This window comes from Pseudomonas sp. NPDC086251 (genome assembly GCF_044746405.1).
GTDB lineage: Bacteria > Pseudomonadota > Gammaproteobacteria > Pseudomonadales > Pseudomonadaceae > Aquipseudomonas.
Genome location: NZ_JBIVBY010000041.1, coordinates 37,803 through 51,848 on the forward strand (window position 1 = coordinate 37,803; position 14,046 = coordinate 51,848).

Annotated in this window: 17 protein-coding genes; all 17 read left to right on the forward strand. The window is 62.1% G+C overall.

What is annotated here, in order from left to right; translation table 11 throughout:
- The first annotated feature begins 8 nt into the window (after positions 1–8).
- Positions 9–665: an SCO family protein gene (locus ACIPL2_RS31025; protein ID WP_401363460.1), complete on the forward strand. Its 657-nt coding sequence runs from the start codon at positions 9–11 to the stop codon at positions 663–665.
- A complete protein-coding gene (locus ACIPL2_RS31030) occupies positions 662–1,282 on the forward strand; it encodes an SCO family protein (protein ID WP_401363462.1) in 621 nt (206 codons plus the stop codon). The genes ACIPL2_RS31025 and ACIPL2_RS31030 overlap by 4 nt, the downstream gene beginning before the upstream one ends.
- A gap of 8 nt (positions 1,283–1,290) precedes the next feature.
- Positions 1,291–2,841 carry an ABC transporter substrate-binding protein gene (locus tag ACIPL2_RS31035; RefSeq protein ID WP_401363464.1) on the forward strand — a complete coding sequence of 517 codons (1,551 nt, stop codon included), beginning with the start codon at positions 1,291–1,293 and terminating at the stop codon, positions 2,839–2,841.
- A 13-nt stretch (positions 2,842–2,854) separates the two neighbouring features.
- Entirely contained in the window at positions 2,855–3,808 is a 954-nt protein-coding gene (locus tag ACIPL2_RS31040) for a peptidylprolyl isomerase (protein WP_401363466.1), read from the forward strand.
- Positions 3,809–4,029: 221 nt separating this feature from the next.
- The gene (locus tag ACIPL2_RS31045; protein ID WP_401363468.1) at positions 4,030–4,563 is read left to right on the forward strand and encodes a response regulator; all 534 of its coding nucleotides are present in this window, start codon (positions 4,030–4,032) and stop codon (positions 4,561–4,563) included.
- A gap of 83 nt (positions 4,564–4,646) precedes the next feature.
- Entirely contained in the window at positions 4,647–6,353 is a 1,707-nt protein-coding gene (locus tag ACIPL2_RS31050; protein ID WP_401363470.1) for a GspE/PulE family protein, read from the forward strand.
- Positions 6,334–7,137 carry a hypothetical protein gene (locus ACIPL2_RS31055; RefSeq protein ID WP_401363472.1) on the forward strand — a complete coding sequence of 268 codons (804 nt, stop codon included), beginning with the start codon at positions 6,334–6,336 and terminating at the stop codon, positions 7,135–7,137. The genes ACIPL2_RS31050 and ACIPL2_RS31055 overlap by 20 nt, the downstream gene beginning before the upstream one ends.
- Position 7,138: 1 nt before the next feature.
- Entirely contained in the window at positions 7,139–7,684 is a 546-nt protein-coding gene (locus ACIPL2_RS31060; RefSeq protein WP_401363475.1) for a PilN domain-containing protein, read from the forward strand.
- Positions 7,671–8,219 (forward strand): GspMb/PilO family protein, encoded by a 549-nt coding sequence (locus ACIPL2_RS31065; protein ID WP_401363478.1) that lies wholly within the window; start codon positions 7,671–7,673, stop codon positions 8,217–8,219. Before ACIPL2_RS31060 ends, ACIPL2_RS31065 begins: the two co-directional genes overlap by 14 nt.
- Positions 8,219–8,737, forward strand: coding sequence for a hypothetical protein (locus tag ACIPL2_RS31070; RefSeq protein ID WP_401363481.1), 519 nt, complete (start codon positions 8,219–8,221; stop codon positions 8,735–8,737). Before ACIPL2_RS31065 ends, ACIPL2_RS31070 begins: the two co-directional genes overlap by 1 nt.
- The gene (locus ACIPL2_RS31075) at positions 8,734–10,572 is read left to right on the forward strand and encodes a secretin N-terminal domain-containing protein (protein WP_401363484.1); all 1,839 of its coding nucleotides are present in this window, start codon (positions 8,734–8,736) and stop codon (positions 10,570–10,572) included. Before ACIPL2_RS31070 ends, ACIPL2_RS31075 begins: the two co-directional genes overlap by 4 nt.
- Positions 10,573–10,574: 2 nt before the next feature.
- Positions 10,575–11,048, forward strand: a complete 474-nt coding sequence (locus ACIPL2_RS31080; RefSeq protein WP_401363486.1) for a type II secretion system protein — start codon at positions 10,575–10,577, stop codon at positions 11,046–11,048.
- Positions 11,049–11,052: 4 nt separating this feature from the next.
- Positions 11,053–11,427 carry a type II secretion system protein gene (locus ACIPL2_RS31085; protein ID WP_401363489.1) on the forward strand — a complete coding sequence of 125 codons (375 nt, stop codon included), beginning with the start codon at positions 11,053–11,055 and terminating at the stop codon, positions 11,425–11,427.
- A complete protein-coding gene (locus ACIPL2_RS31090; protein WP_401363491.1) occupies positions 11,402–11,941 on the forward strand; it encodes a type II secretion system protein in 540 nt (179 codons plus the stop codon). Before ACIPL2_RS31085 ends, ACIPL2_RS31090 begins: the two co-directional genes overlap by 26 nt.
- Before the next feature lie 4 nt (positions 11,942–11,945).
- Positions 11,946–12,338, forward strand: a complete 393-nt coding sequence (gene csgE / locus ACIPL2_RS31095; protein ID WP_401363494.1) for a curli production assembly/transport protein CsgE — start codon at positions 11,946–11,948, stop codon at positions 12,336–12,338.
- Positions 12,335–12,754, forward strand: coding sequence for a curli assembly protein CsgF (locus ACIPL2_RS31100; RefSeq protein WP_059408192.1), 420 nt, complete (start codon positions 12,335–12,337; stop codon positions 12,752–12,754). The genes csgE and ACIPL2_RS31100 overlap by 4 nt, the downstream gene beginning before the upstream one ends.
- A gap of 31 nt (positions 12,755–12,785) precedes the next feature.
- The gene (locus tag ACIPL2_RS31105; RefSeq protein ID WP_401363499.1) at positions 12,786–13,652 is read left to right on the forward strand and encodes a CsgG/HfaB family protein; all 867 of its coding nucleotides are present in this window, start codon (positions 12,786–12,788) and stop codon (positions 13,650–13,652) included.
- Positions 13,653–14,046: the final 394 nt, after the last annotated feature.

A 14,046-nucleotide genomic window follows, 5' to 3' on the forward strand; every position in this document is an offset into this window, starting at 1 on the left:
AATTCGACATGAACCGATTTGCACATCGTGGACTGCTGACGTTCTGCCTGTTGGCTGTCGGTATCGGGCAAGCCCTGGCCCACTCGGCGGATGAGCATGCCGGGCATGACATGCCCGCCAAAGCCGCCCGTTCGGAGAGCGCCCAGGTCAAATTCGCCGACGTGACGCTGGAGGACCAGAACGGCAAAGCGGTGCGCCTGGAAAAAGATCTGGTGACCAACAAGATTGTGGTGATGAGTTTCATCTACACCAGTTGCACCACGGTCTGCCCGGTGGTGTCGTCGATCATGGGCAAGGTGCAGAAACAGCTTGGGGCACGGGTGGGCAGTGAGGTGCAACTGGTGTCGATCAGCATCGACCCGCAGCGCGATGACGCCAAGCGCCTGAACGACTACGCCCGCAACTTCCAGAAGGGACCGGGCTGGAGCTGGCTCACCGGCAGCTCGCAATCGATCAACGAAACCCTCAAGGGCCTCGGCACCTTCAGCGGCGACTTCAAGAGCCATCAGCCACTGATCCTGGTGGGGGACGGCAACAGTCGCCACTGGACCCGCTATTACGGCTTCACCGACCCGGCCGTGCTGACCCGTGAAGTCGAGAAACTCAGTGGCCAGCGCAACACCCACGCCAAACACACCGCCATCGCCATGGAGCAACAGCCATGAAAGCGCTCTTTTTGATCCTCCTGACCATGTGCTTTTGTATTGTCAGCTGTATGGCGTTTTCCCACGAAGGGCACGCACTCTCCGCGCCCGCCGTGACCGCCGCACAACCGGCCACAGGTACACGCGATGCGAAAACCTGGTTCACCGACACACCGTTGCAGGACCAGGACGGCAATACCTTGCGTTTCTATAGCGATGCGCTGCAAAACCGTGTGGTGCTGCTGAACGTGATTTTCACTAGTTGCAACGATGCCTGCCCGCTGATCACCCGCAAACTCAAGGAAGTTCGCGAGGTGCTGGGTGACAAGGCCGACGGCATTACCTTCATCTCCCTTACCAGTGATCCGCTGCGGGACACCCCGGCGGTGCTCAAGGCTTACACCTTGAAGCAGGGCGTCAATGGGCCCCACTGGCTTTTTCTTACGGGCGACAAGGCCCAGATGGACCTCGTACTGGGGCGCATCGGCCAGATCGTGCCCAGCCCCGAACAGCATTCCACGCAGTTGATCGTGGGGGACGTGGCCAATAAACGCTGGAGCAAGATCCGTCCCGATGCCCCGGCTGCCGCCATTGCCCAGCGCTTGCAGTTGCTGACAATGCCTGTGGTCGGTCGTTGAGTCGCGCCATGAAAAGCGCACTCGCCCTCGTCCTGTTCCTGCTCGGTGGCATCAGCCTTACCGCCCAGGCGTTGCCGCTGAGCCCCAGCGAAAGCGCCGGCAAACGGCTGTACCGCGAGGGGCTGTCCGGGAGTGGTGAGCCGATCATGGCCCGGGTCGGCGCGGCCGATATGCTGCTGCCGGCCAGCAGCCTGCCCTGCGCCAATTGCCACGGCGCCGATGGCCTGGGGCGACCCGAAGGCGGGGTGCGACCGCCGGATCTGAGTTGGTCGCGGCTGACCAGTCACTACGGCCAGCAGCAAATCAACGGCCGCAGTTACCCGGCCTATACCGAGGGCACGTTGGCGCGGGCGATTCAGGAAGGACGTGACCCCGGCAACAATCGGCTCGACCCGGCGATGCCGCGATTCGTGCTGTCGATGAATGATCAGCGCAACCTCACGGCCTACCTCAAGCGCTTAGCAGATGAGCGCGACCCGGGCCTGACCCCCGACAGCCTGCACCTGGGCACCTTGTTGCCGGCGCGGGGACCGTTGGCCGAGGAGGGCGCCACGGTGGCGGCGGTGCTCAACGGCAGTGTGGCGCGGATCAACCAGTCGGGCGGGATTCATGGCCGGCAATTACGCCTGACCATCCTCGACCCCGGCCCCGATCGCGCCAGTGCCGAGCAGGCGCTGGACCGGTTGATCGAGCAGGAACAGGTGTTCGCCCTGATCGCGCCACTGGTACCGGCACTGGACTCGGACCTGGCCGCGCGCCTGGAACGGGCCGGAATACCCCTGATCGGACCGCTGTCGCTGCTGGGCTCGGCGCAGTCCAGTCGGCAGATTTTTGAACCGCTGCCGGGCTTGCGCGAGCAACTGATCGCCCTGGCCGATTACGCCACCGACAGTTTGCGCGTGCTCCAGGGGCCGACGCTGATCACCTACCCGGACGAGCCGAGCCAACGGCTGGCGGCGCAGAATCTCGGCCAGTACTTGCAGGACCATGCCTGGCAGAAGGTCACCCTCAAAGCCTATGCCTCGGCGCAGGACGAACTGCCATTGGGCTCGCGGTCGGTGTTTTACCTGGGCAGCGGCGGTGGTTTCAGTCAACTCGCCGAACGTTTGCAGAGGGCGGGGCAGGTGCCTTACCTGTTCGCCGCGTCGAACCAGGTGGCAGGCGATCTGTTTCAGGTGCCCAGTGGTTTTTCCCAGCGGGTATTCCTGGCGTATCCGTTCGTGCCCAGTGACTGGACGCTGGCCGGACGCCTGGCCCTGACCCAATTGCGCGAACACCAGGGCCTTGGCGGCGAACACGCGGTGCTGCAAGTCGGCGCGTTCAGTTCGATGCTGCTGCTCAGCGAAGGCATGAAGCAGGCCGGCCGCGATGCCAGCCGCGAAAAACTGATCAGTGCCCTGGAAGGCCTGCATGACTTTGATACCGGGCTGACCCCGCTGATCAGCTTCGGGCCGGGTCGTCGCCTGGGTTTGCGTGGCGCGCATATCGTCACCGTGGACTTGCCCGGCCAGCGTTTTTACCTGGTCGCCCCTTATAAACCGATTGCCGCCGCACCTTGATGGGAGGTCGATGATGAAGCTCAACACGCTGCTGATCCTGCTGACGATGTGGGTTCCCATGGCGTTCTGCAATAATGGCCCGGCCGCCGCGCGGGTCAATGGTGAGGAAATCTCCGCGTTTCGCCTCGAGCGTTACTTCGCCGAGTACCTGGAGGATCAGGGCCGGGCGGTGGCCAGCATTCGTAATCCCAAGGCCTACAAGCATTTGCGGCAGGCGGCGCTGACAGCCTTGATCGACAAGGAATTGCTGTGGCAGGAAGCCGTCAAGCGCGGGCTGGTGATCAGTGACGCCACGGTGCAAAGCCAGGTCGATCAGACCCGCCAGGCCATGGGCGGCGCCGAGGTGTTCGCCCGGCGTCTGCAGGATGCCGGGTTCGACGAGGCCGGTTTTGCCGAGTACACCCGTCGCGAGCTGGCGGCCCAGCAGGTGTTCGCCGAACTGACCAAGGTCACCGGCCCGGACGAAAAACAGGTCCGCGCGTTCTATGCTGAACACCGCGCCGAGATGAGCCGGCCCGAAGAAGTCCAGGCCCGGCACATCCTGGTCAAAGTGCCTCAGGGCGCCGATTCCGCCACAGTTGAGGCGGCGCGACTACGCTTAGAGGAGATGCGGGTGAAAATCAGTCAGGGTCAGGACTTTGCCAGCGTGGCCCGGGCCGGTTCCGAAGACGCGTCCGCCGCGGAGGGCGGTGATCTGGGCGCCTTTCCTCGCGGGCGCATGTACCCGGAGTTTGAGGCGGCCGCTTTTGCCCTGGCCCCGGGCGCCGTCAGCGAACCGGTGCGCACGGCCGTTGGCTGGCATTTGATTTATTTGCAGAACCACTGGGAGGCGGCCAATGTCTCAGAAGAGCAGGGGCTTGAAATGGTCAGGACTTATCTTGCCCGACAGCAACAGCTCAAGGCTCGTCTACAGGCCTTGGCGCAGCTGCGATCAAGCAATCGCATCGAACGGATTGACGATGAGTGAAGGTTCCCCCCCAATAGTGGGGAAAAGCTTCAGAGCCTCTCCGTACGCTTCCCCCGTCTTTGGGGGACGGGGAATCTGGACGAAATGGTTTTTTCATGGAAATCAAAGACGTGCAACGGTAATAAAACCGGCGCCCGGCCTGGCATGAAGTGTGCGTTAGCCTCAGTAAGGCGCGTACTCCCAGGGCTGGAACATCGGACCTGTGGTTCAAGGAGTCGACCTTGTTAAACAAAGTACTGGTTGTCGAAGACGAACAACTCCTTGCCGAAAACCTCAAGGATTACCTTCAGGCGCAAGCGTTGGACGTCCGGATTGCACATGATGGGGCGACGGGTATCGGTGAAGCCGAGAAGTTTGCCCCCGATGTGATGGTGTTCGATTACCGCTTGCCCGACATGGAAGGCTTTGAGGTGCTCGATGCTGTCCGCCAGAACAGGAATTGTCATTTTGTACTGATCACAGGGCACCCGACCGCTGAAGTCTGTGAGCGGGCCCGGCAACTGGGCGTCAGTCATATCCTGTTCAAACCCTTTCCAATGGCGGAATTGGCCCGAGCAGTCTGCGACCTTCTGGGCATGCAGCGCGAACCCAAGGCAGGCATGAGCACATCCGCAGGTTTTGTCGAACGACGCCAGAGCAGGACCGAGAGTTTCCCGCTGCAGTTGTACGACGGCAGTTGGGTGCTGGCGGATCGTCGACGAACTTCATCGACCTCCAAGGCACCAGACGACGAACAATTGCTCACCGGGGAGTAGTGGCGCGACGAGACGTTCCGGCACCGCCGTAATTGCTCGCCGCGTCGACAGGGCTCAAAGCCCCCGGCGTTGGAGAGCATGCCATGGACCGTCTATCCCTTGCCGTCGAACCGGCGCTGTTGGACTGTGTAGCGTCTCGATTTACCAGTGAGCAACTGGCCCAGGCACGCTCCCGGGCCGCCAGTACCGGCGAACGGGTACTGGAAGCCCTCGGGGTGTTGTGCGAACTGGGCCCCATGCCTTTCATCCAGTGCCTCGGCGCTACCCTGCATTATCCGGTGCTCGACACCGACAGCCTGTTTCAAGCCACCCCGGTGTTCGACCGGGTCACCCTGGCCCAATGCATCAAGCGCGAATTCATCCTGCTGCGGCACGACGAGGCGGTCATCGGCGTGTTTGCCGACCCGTTCGACACGGCCCGTCTGGCCTGGATCGATGACTGCCTGCACGGCGCGCCGCTGTACCTGGTGCATGCCGATGACCTGAAGGCTTATCTGGCGCGCCACGAAGAGAGCTTCCACGCGGTGGAATCGCTCAACGCCCAGGCCGACATCAACGTCGAACTCGATACCCTGCAAAGCCTGTCCCTGACCAGCATCAGCGAAGACGCCAGCGTCGTCGTCAAACTGGTCAACTCGACCCTTTACGACGCGCTGAAAATGCACGCCAGCGACATCCATCTGGGCACCACCGGCAGCGGCCTGGTGATCAAGTACCGGATCGACGGCGTCCTCAACAACATCAGCAAAATCCAGGGCAGCGAATTCGCCGAGCAGGTGATTTCCCGGGTCAAGGTCATGGCCGAACTGGACATCGGCGAAAAACGTGTGCCGCAGGACGGTCGTTTCAAAATTGGCATCAGTGGCCGGCAGATCGACTTCCGGGTGTCGATCATGCCGAGCATTTTCGGTGAAGACGCGGTGTTGCGGGTGCTCGACAAACAGGACCTGGCGGACAAGGTCTGCGGCGTGCAGTTGCAAGCCCTGGGCTTCGAAGACGAAACCCTGCGCCATCTGCGCCGGCTGGCGGCCGAACCCTACGGCATGGTGTTGGTGACCGGCCCGACCGGTAGCGGCAAAACCACCACGCTGTACGCGATGATCACCGAGATCAACCACGGCGTGGAAAAGATCATCACCATTGAAGACCCGGTGGAATACCAACTGCCGGGCGTGCTGCAAATCCCGGTCAACGAGAAAAAAGGCCTGACCTTTGCGCGCGGCCTGCGCTCGATCCTGCGCCATGACCCGGACAAGATCATGGTCGGTGAAATCCGTGACCCCGACACCGCGCAAATCGCCGTGCAGTCGGCGCTCACCGGCCACCTGGTGTTCACCACCATCCACGCCAACAACGTGTTCGACGTGATCGGCCGCTTCACCCAGATGGAAATCGACCCGTACAGCCTGGTCTCCGCGCTCAATGCAGTGCTGGCCCAACGCTTGATCCGTTTGGTGTGCGCCAGTTGCAGCGCGCCGAGCTACCCGACCGATGAGGAACTGCGCCTCTCCGGGCTTGATCCGCAGAAGGTCGATCACTACCACTTCGTCCACGGCAAGGGCTGCGGCCATTGCCGGGGCACTGGTTATCGCGGGCGTACCGCGATCGCCGAGTTGCTGCACCTGGACGACGAGTTGCGGCAAATGATCGTCGAGCGCCAACCCATTTCGAAAATCAAGGCCCTGGCGTGCAGCCGTGGCTTGCGCCTGTTGCGCGAGTCGGCGCTGGAGCTGGTGCAAGAAGGCCGGACCACACTCGAGGAGATTAATCGTGTCACTTTTATCTCGTGAGCGTTATGTCGCCGTGCTCGGCGCCAGCGGTATCGGCCTGGGGCAGCGCCAGGGCAGTGAAACCCTGTGGCTGGGCAGCGTCGGCTTTATCGACGAAGGCTTCCATGCCTGGGCCGTGGCCCTGGAGACCCTCGATCATTTACTGGGTGAACACACCCGTCCCGGTGCCGAATTGAGTGTGGTGATCTCCGGTCACTTCAGCCGATTTTGCCTGGTGCCATGGAGTGAACACATCAGCAGCCCCGATGAGTTGCTCGGGTTTGCCCGGCTGTGCTTCGAAGACCTTTACGGTGTGCCGAGCCAACCCTGGAGCATGGTCCTGTCGGCGGAACCCGCCGGTTACGACCGGGTCGCCACGGCGCTGCCGCAAGACTTGCTGACGCATCTGCGCACGCTGGCCACCGGGCGCGGCCTGCGCCTGCGGTCGGTGCAGCCATACCTGATGGCGGCGTACAACCACTTCGATAAAAGCTTCGAGGCCGGCGACTTCCTGTTCGTGGTCGCCGAGCCCGTGCGCAGCGTGATGTTGCTGGCTCGCGAAGGGCGCTGGACGTCGGTGCGTTCGGTCGGCAGCAGCGACAGCGACGCCGCGCTGACCGCGCTGATCGGCCGCGAAAGCCAATTGCAGGCCTCCACCAGCGAACGGCCGTTGACGGTTTACCTGCATGCCCCGGCGCGCATTGACTCGCACCCCGAGGTGCCCGGCGTGCAGTTGCGCACCCTCGAAGAAGACCGGAGTGCCGTACGCGATTGCCTGTACGTCATGTCCCGGGCGGTGGCCTGACATGCGCGCCCTGATGCTCGACTTTCAGCCGCGCCGCCGCTCGGGCCCCTTGGGATGGAGCCTGCTGGCCGGTGGCGTGGTGCTGACGCTGACCTGCGTCTTCATTCAACAACACCTCAGTGACCACACCGAGCAGCAGCAAGGCCATTTGCAAACGGCCCAGCGCGTACTGACCGGCGACACCGGCGGCAAGCTCAGCCTGAGCCCGGCGCAAATCCGCGAACAGGCACAAAACCTGGCCGAGATGCGCAAGGTGTCCCAGCAACTGCGCCGGCCGTGGGAACGCTTGTTCGCCATGCTCGAAGCCATGCCGCGCGATGACATTGCCTTGCTGACCCTGACCCCGGATGCGCGCAAAGGTCAGGTGCGGATCAGCGCCGAAGCGCGAAACCTGGAAGCGATGCTCGACTTCCACCGGCGCCTGGAAGCCAGCGACGAGCTGTCCGATGTGTCGCTGCTGAGCCACGAAATTGTCGCCAACGTGCCGGAACACCCGGTGCAATTCAACCTGTCGGCTAGCTGGGAGATCGGTGATGCAAATCCCTAGATTGATCGTCCACGAATACCTGCAAGGCCTGGGCATTCCCGGTCTGGCAGGGCTGGCAATGCTGGTGCTGGCGCTGATGTATGGCCTGGTTGGCCTGATGCCGGACTGGCACTCGCTGCAAACGCTCAGCCAGCAGACTCGCGAAGCCGGCGAGTACCTGGCCAAGGTTGAAGACGGCACGGTCGCCGCGCCAGTGGTGCCTCAGCGTCAGCTCGAAGACTTCCGCAGCAAGTTGCCGTCCCAGCCGCAGGCCACCGTGGCCATCGACAAGATCTATGCGCTGGCGGCCCAGGAACACATCACCCTGGCGCGCGGCGAATATTCCTTGGGCATCGACCCGAAGACGCACCTGGCCCGCTATCAGATTCTGCTGCCGGTGCGCGGCAGCTATCCGCAACTGCGGCGGTTCCTGCACGCCTTGCTCGGCCAGTTGCCGGCGGTGGTTGTGGAGGACGTGGAGTTTCAGCGTAAAAAAATCGCCGACACCGACCTCACCGGGCGGATCCGCATGACCCTTTACCTGTCGAGGTCATGATGAATACCAAACGCGTAGTGGGTTGGGTGGCGTTCTTCGGCGTGGCCGCGGCGCTGACCTGGGGGCCTGATTACTTCCAGCCGGCAGACGACGGCGAGGTGGCCGTCGCCACGGTCGCCGTACCCGAAAAAAGCAAAACCCGCGGCGCACTGCCGGCCGCTGCTGCCACCGGCAAACCGGCGGTGATCAAGGACCTGAGCCCGGCGGGCGACCTGTTCGCCGCCCGCAGCTGGAAGGCTGCACCGGTGCTCGCCAGCGTCAACGAACAACCCGTCAACCTGACCCCGGTGGTGCAAGTCCCCACTGCACCGCCGATGCCTTTCCAGTTTATCGGCAAGCTGAATGACCGCACCGACCTGCAAGTGTTTTTGCAGAACGGCGAAAAAATATACGTCGTGCGCAAAGGGGATGTGATCGACGACACCTGGCGGATCGAAGGGATTTCCGATGTGGAACTCAGCTTTGTCTACCTGCCTCTGCATTTGGCCCAGACCTTGTCTGTGGGGAGCGCGCAATGAACAGATCCCGTTTGCTGATGAGCCTTGTTTGCCTTTGTGCAGGGCTGGCCGCGTGCAGTTCGGCGCAGGTCGCCAGGGAAGAGGCGAGTGATTTGATGGAGTCGGGGCAGTACGAAGCCGGCCTGGCCCGTATCCAGGAAGGGCTGAAGGAAAACCCACGAGACACCGAGCTGCACCTGGCCCTGAACAGCGGCCGTGCCCGCGCCGTGACGGCGCTGTTGACCCAGGCTGACATGGATCGCACCCAGCGTGACTTTGCGTCTGCCCGCATGGCTTACGGCCGGGTGTTGACCATCGAGCCGAATAACCGCCGCGCACAGGACGCACTGCGCCAGCTCGAACACATGCGCAGCCTCGATGAAAAACTCGAACTGGCCCGTGGCGACCTGCGTCGCGGCGACATCTACGGCGCCGAACGCCAAGTGAAACAGATCCTCGAACTGGACCCGCAAAATGAAGGAGCACTGGAACTGCAAGGCAACGTGCGCCTGGTGCAGAGCCGCAACGTGGTGCCTTATCCGCAACTGCGCACCCGTCTTGAACGGCCGGTGACCCTGGAGTTTCGCGACGCCAACCTGAAGACCATTTTCGAAGTGCTGTCCCAGGTCGCCGGCCTGAACTTCATTTTCGACAAGGACCTGCGCCCGGACATGAAAGCCACCATCTTCGTGCGCGACGTGCGCATCGAAGACGCCGTGGAATTGCTGCTGCAACAGAACCAGCTGCACCAGAAAGTGGTGAACGAAAACACTTTGCTGATCTACCCGGACTCGCCGCAGAAGCTCAAGGACTACCAAGAGCTGGTGATGCGCACCTTTTACCTGACCAGCATCGATTCCAACACCGCGCTGAACATGATCAAAACCATGCTCAAGACCCGCGACGTGTTCGTCGATGAACGCCTCAATACCCTGACTATGCGCGACACCGAAGACGCCGTGCGCATGGCCGAAAAACTCCTGCAATCCCAGGACCAGTCCAACCCGGAAGTGGTGTTGGAAGTGGAGGTGATGGAAGTCGCCACCCAGCGGATTCTCGACCTTGGCCTGCAATGGCCGAACACGTTCGGCGTGGTCAACAGCGACGGCTCTCCGGTGCAGCTCCTCGATCAGTTGAAAGGCATCAACTCCGGCCGGATCACGATCTCGCCATCGCCGCAAGCCAAGATCAATGCGCAGGACAACGACATCAACACCCTGGCCAGCCCGGTGATTCGCGTCAGCAACCGTGAACAGGCGCGCATCCACATTGGTCAGCGGGTGCCGATCATCAGCGCCACCTCAGTGCCTTCGACCCAAGGCCCGGTGATCACCGAAAGCGTCACTTACCTGGACGTCGGTCTGAAGCTCGAAGTGCAACCGACCGTGCACCTGAACAACGAAGTGGCGATCAAGATCGCCCTGGAAGTGAGTAACGCCACACCGCTGGAACCGACCCGCCAGGGCACGATTCCGGTTCAGGTCGATACCCGCAATGCCCAGACCACGCTGCGCCTGCATGACGGCGAAACCCAGATCCTGGCCGGCCTGATGCGCAACGACCATGGCGCCACCGGCAACAAGATCCCGGGCCTTGGCGACATTCCCGGGCTGGGCCGGCTGTTCGGCAGCAACAAGGACAATCTCAGCAAATCCGAACTGGTGCTGTCGATCACTCCGCGGATCGTGCGCAACCTGCCGTACCAGAGCCCGTCGGACATGGAATTCCCGACCGGCACCGAAACCAGCATGCACATTCAGGCGCCGGACCGTCGGATGCAAGAGCCGCCTCAGGTTGAGCCCATCGATCGGCCGGTCGCTTCCGCCAATACCACTGTTGTCGTCGAGAAGCGCTGATCATGAAAGCCTCGGAACGCGGTTTCACCCTGATCGAAGTCGTCGTCACGCTGGCCCTGATCGGCCTGTTGGCCGGCATGGCCGCGCCGCTGACCGAGACCGTTGTGCGCCGGGGTAAAGAGCAGGATCTGCGGGCGGCGCTGTACCAGATTCGCGATGCCATCGACGCCTACAAACGGGCCTTCGACGCCGGTTACATCGAGAAGTCGCTGAACAGCAGCGGCTATCCGCCGAACCTGCAAGTGCTGGTCGAGGGCGTGCGCGATGTGCGCAGCGCCAAGGGGGCCAAGTTCTACTTTCTGCGGCGCGTGCCCCATGACCCGCTGGCACCGGTCAAGCGTGACGACGACGGTGGTTGGGGCCTGCGCTCTTATGACAGCTCGGCTCAAAACCCGCGGGAGGGCGAAGACGTCTTTGACGTTTACTCCAAGGCCCGGGGCAAGGGGCTCAACGGCATCGCGTACAAGGAGTGGTGAGCATATGCGTCGGGAAAAGGGTTTTACCCTACTGGAACTGATGGTGGTCATGGCAATCATCGCGACCCTGATGACCATCGCCTTGCCACGCTATTTCAACAGCCTCGAGGCCTCGAAAGAGACCACGTTGCGCCAGAGCCTGTCGGCGATGCGCGAGGCGCTGGACCACTACTACGGCGACACTGGGCGTTATCCCGATTCGCTTGAGCAACTGGTGGAGCAACGTTACCTGCGCAACCCGCCGATGGACCCGATCGCAGAACGCAAAGACCTCTGGGTCCTGGTGGCACCGCCGGACGGCGTAGCGGGCGGGGTCGCCGATATCAAAAGCGGTGCCACAGGGAGGGCGCGTGATGGCAGCCTTTATTCCGAGTGGTAAGGCCTCCAGCGAGGCGGGCTTCACTTACTTGGGCGTGCTGTTCCTGATCATGGTGATGGGCATGGGCCTGGCCAGTGCCGGCGAGTTGTGGTCGACGGCTTCGCGCCGTGATCGCGAACGCCAGTTGCTCTGGGTCGGTACCCAGTACGCCCAGGCCTTGCGCAGCTATTACCGCAGTTCGCCGGGCCTGGCGCAGTACCCGAAAGAGCTGGCGGACCTGCTGCAGGACGAGCGTTTCCCGTCGCCCAAACATCACTTGCGTCAGCTGTACCCGGACCCGATCGGGGGCGGCGAATGGACGCTGATGCGCGGCTTCGACGGACGCATCACCGGGCTCAACAGTCCCTCCACGGACACGCCGCTCAAACAGACGGATTTCCCCAGTCAGTGGTCGGACTTCACGGGCATGGCGAGTTACAAGGACTGGCAGTTCGTGGCCGAGAAAGCCTTCCTCGATGGCACGTCGGGACCTGCGAAAAATCAGTCAGCCACGCCTCAGGCGCTAGGGAGGTGATGCCATGAACAGGCACTGGCTGGCGGCCCTGATCCTGATGCTGACGACGTCCTTTGCGGCGGCGGCCGAAGAGGACGAAATGCTCGGTTTCATCATCGATGACACGATTTCGCACATCGGCCACGACTTTTACTACTCGTTCAGTGAACGCCTGCGTGCCACCAGCCCGATGGATTTCAACCTGGTGGTACGCGAACGACCTTCGGCGCGCTGGGGCAGCCTGGTGACCGTGGAATATCAGCAGCGACTGGTTTATCGGCGCTTCCTGCCGCCGAACACCGTGGAACTCAAGGACGACGCCTATGACGCCGCCGACTGGGTTCGCGGGCAGATTGTCCAGCGCAAACTGGAAACCTTATTGCAGGACACCACGGACCTTGAGAGGGACGAATTATGAAAACGAAAACGCTCTCGCGGCACCTCGGGCTCTGGTTGCTCGGGTTGGGCAGTTGCAGCCTGGTCCAGGCGACGGAGCTGGTCTATACGCCCATCAACCCTTCGTTCGGCGGCAACCCGTTGAACGGCACCTGGCTGCTCAATAACGCCCAGGCACAAAACGACTACGACGATCCGGACTTGAAGAAACGCACTTCCGTGGCCGGTACTTCGGCCCTGGAGCGCTTCACCAGCCAGCTGCAATCAAGGCTGCTGGGGCAGTTGATGGACAACATCTCCACCGGCAACACGGGGAGCCTGTCCACCGACGCCTTCATCGTCAACGTCGTCGACGATTCCGGTGCGCTGACCATTGAAGTCACGGACCGAGCGACCGGTGAAGTTTCGGAAATCCAGGTGAATGGCCTGGCCCCTTGACGGGGATTTGGGTCGATGGGGAGTTAAGGACATGAAAAAAATAATTGCGCTAGGGCTGATGTTGGCGGCATTACAAGGGTGCAGTCTGCGCGAGCCGATGTCGGCCGAGCAGGACTCCAAAACCCCGACCCTGACCCCGAGGGCCTCGACGTATTACGACTTGATCAACATGCCACGACCCAAGGGCCGGTTGATGGCGGTGGTGTACGGCTTCCGTGATCAGACCGGGCAATACAAGCCGACGCCGGCCAGTTCGTTTTCCACCAGCGTGACCCAGGGCGCGGCGAGTATGTTGATGGACGCCTTGCAGGCCAGCGGCTGGTTCGTGGTGCTGGAACGCGAAGGGCTGCAGAACCTGCTGACCGAGCGCAAGATCATCCGCGCTTCGCAGAAAAAGCCCAATACGCCGGTGAATATCCAGGGTGAACTGCCGCCGTTGCAGGCGGCGAACATGATGCTTGAGGGCGGGATCATTGCCTACGACACCAACGTGCGCAGCGGTGGGGAAGGGGCGCGTTATCTGGGTATCGATATCTCCCGGGAGTATCGCGTGGACCAGGTCACGGTGAACCTGCGCGCGGTGGATGTGCGCAGCGGGCAGGTGTTGGCCAACGTGATGACCAGCAAGACGATCTACTCTGTGGCGCGCAGTGCCGGGGTGTTCAAGTTCATCGAGTTCAAGAAGTTGCTGGAAGCTGAGGTTGGCTATACCACTAACGAACCGGCGCAATTGTGTGTGCTGTCGGCGATCGAAGCGGCGGTGGGGCATATGCTGGCGCAGGGGATCGAGCGGCATTTGTGGCAGGTCGCCGGGGATACTTCTTCGCCACCGCAGAATGAGACGCTGGATCGGTATCTGACGCAGAACAAGGTTGTGCCTGAGGGCGAGGAAGAGTGAACCGAGGCGGCCTTCGGGCCGACCTGGTGTCTGCGTTCTGCCTTTGTAGGAGCAAGGCTTGCCCGCGAAGGCAGCCGACCAATCTCCCACAGATGTACCCGGATCAAACTGTGGGAGCGAGCCTGCTCGCGATGGCGGCCTGACAGCCAACCAATCTCCCACAGATCTACCCCGTTCAAAAATGTGGGAGCGGGCTTGCTCGCGAAGACGGCCTGACAGCCAACCAATCTCCCACAGGTGTACTCCGATCAAACTGTGGGAGCGAGCCTGCTCGCGATGGCGGCCTGGTAGCCGACCAATCTCTTTCAGGTGTACATATCCATTTCTGCGGTAACGGCGGCTATGGGTTACGCCCTTACGGCGTGTCACTTGGAAAAGCCCCAAGTAACCAAGG

What these genes read in the sequence shown, in the direction of transcription:
- ACIPL2_RS31025 (WP_401363460.1), top strand. Translation starts at nt 9, where the DNA reads ATGAACCGATTTGCACATCGTGGACTGCTGACGTTCTGCCTGTTGGCT.
- ACIPL2_RS31030 (WP_401363462.1), top strand. Translation starts at nt 662, where the DNA reads ATGAAAGCGCTCTTTTTGATCCTCCTGACCATGTGCTTTTGTATTGTC.
- ACIPL2_RS31035 (WP_401363464.1), top strand. Translation starts at nt 1,291, where the DNA reads ATGAAAAGCGCACTCGCCCTCGTCCTGTTCCTGCTCGGTGGCATCAGC.
- ACIPL2_RS31040 (WP_401363466.1), top strand. Translation starts at nt 2,855, where the DNA reads ATGAAGCTCAACACGCTGCTGATCCTGCTGACGATGTGGGTTCCCATG.
- ACIPL2_RS31050 (WP_401363470.1), top strand. Translation starts at nt 4,647, where the DNA reads ATGGACCGTCTATCCCTTGCCGTCGAACCGGCGCTGTTGGACTGTGTA.
- ACIPL2_RS31060 (WP_401363475.1), top strand. Translation starts at nt 7,139, where the DNA reads ATGCGCGCCCTGATGCTCGACTTTCAGCCGCGCCGCCGCTCGGGCCCC.
- ACIPL2_RS31065 (WP_401363478.1), top strand. Translation starts at nt 7,671, where the DNA reads ATGCAAATCCCTAGATTGATCGTCCACGAATACCTGCAAGGCCTGGGC.
- ACIPL2_RS31070 (WP_401363481.1), top strand. Translation starts at nt 8,219, where the DNA reads ATGAATACCAAACGCGTAGTGGGTTGGGTGGCGTTCTTCGGCGTGGCC.
- ACIPL2_RS31075 (WP_401363484.1), top strand. Translation starts at nt 8,734, where the DNA reads ATGAACAGATCCCGTTTGCTGATGAGCCTTGTTTGCCTTTGTGCAGGG.
- ACIPL2_RS31080 (WP_401363486.1), top strand. Translation starts at nt 10,575, where the DNA reads ATGAAAGCCTCGGAACGCGGTTTCACCCTGATCGAAGTCGTCGTCACG.
- ACIPL2_RS31085 (WP_401363489.1), top strand. Translation starts at nt 11,053, where the DNA reads ATGCGTCGGGAAAAGGGTTTTACCCTACTGGAACTGATGGTGGTCATG.
- ACIPL2_RS31090 (WP_401363491.1), top strand. Translation starts at nt 11,402, where the DNA reads ATGGCAGCCTTTATTCCGAGTGGTAAGGCCTCCAGCGAGGCGGGCTTC.
- csgE (WP_401363494.1), top strand. Translation starts at nt 11,946, where the DNA reads ATGAACAGGCACTGGCTGGCGGCCCTGATCCTGATGCTGACGACGTCC.
- ACIPL2_RS31100 (WP_059408192.1), top strand. Translation starts at nt 12,335, where the DNA reads ATGAAAACGAAAACGCTCTCGCGGCACCTCGGGCTCTGGTTGCTCGGG.
- ACIPL2_RS31105 (WP_401363499.1), top strand. Translation starts at nt 12,786, where the DNA reads ATGAAAAAAATAATTGCGCTAGGGCTGATGTTGGCGGCATTACAAGGG.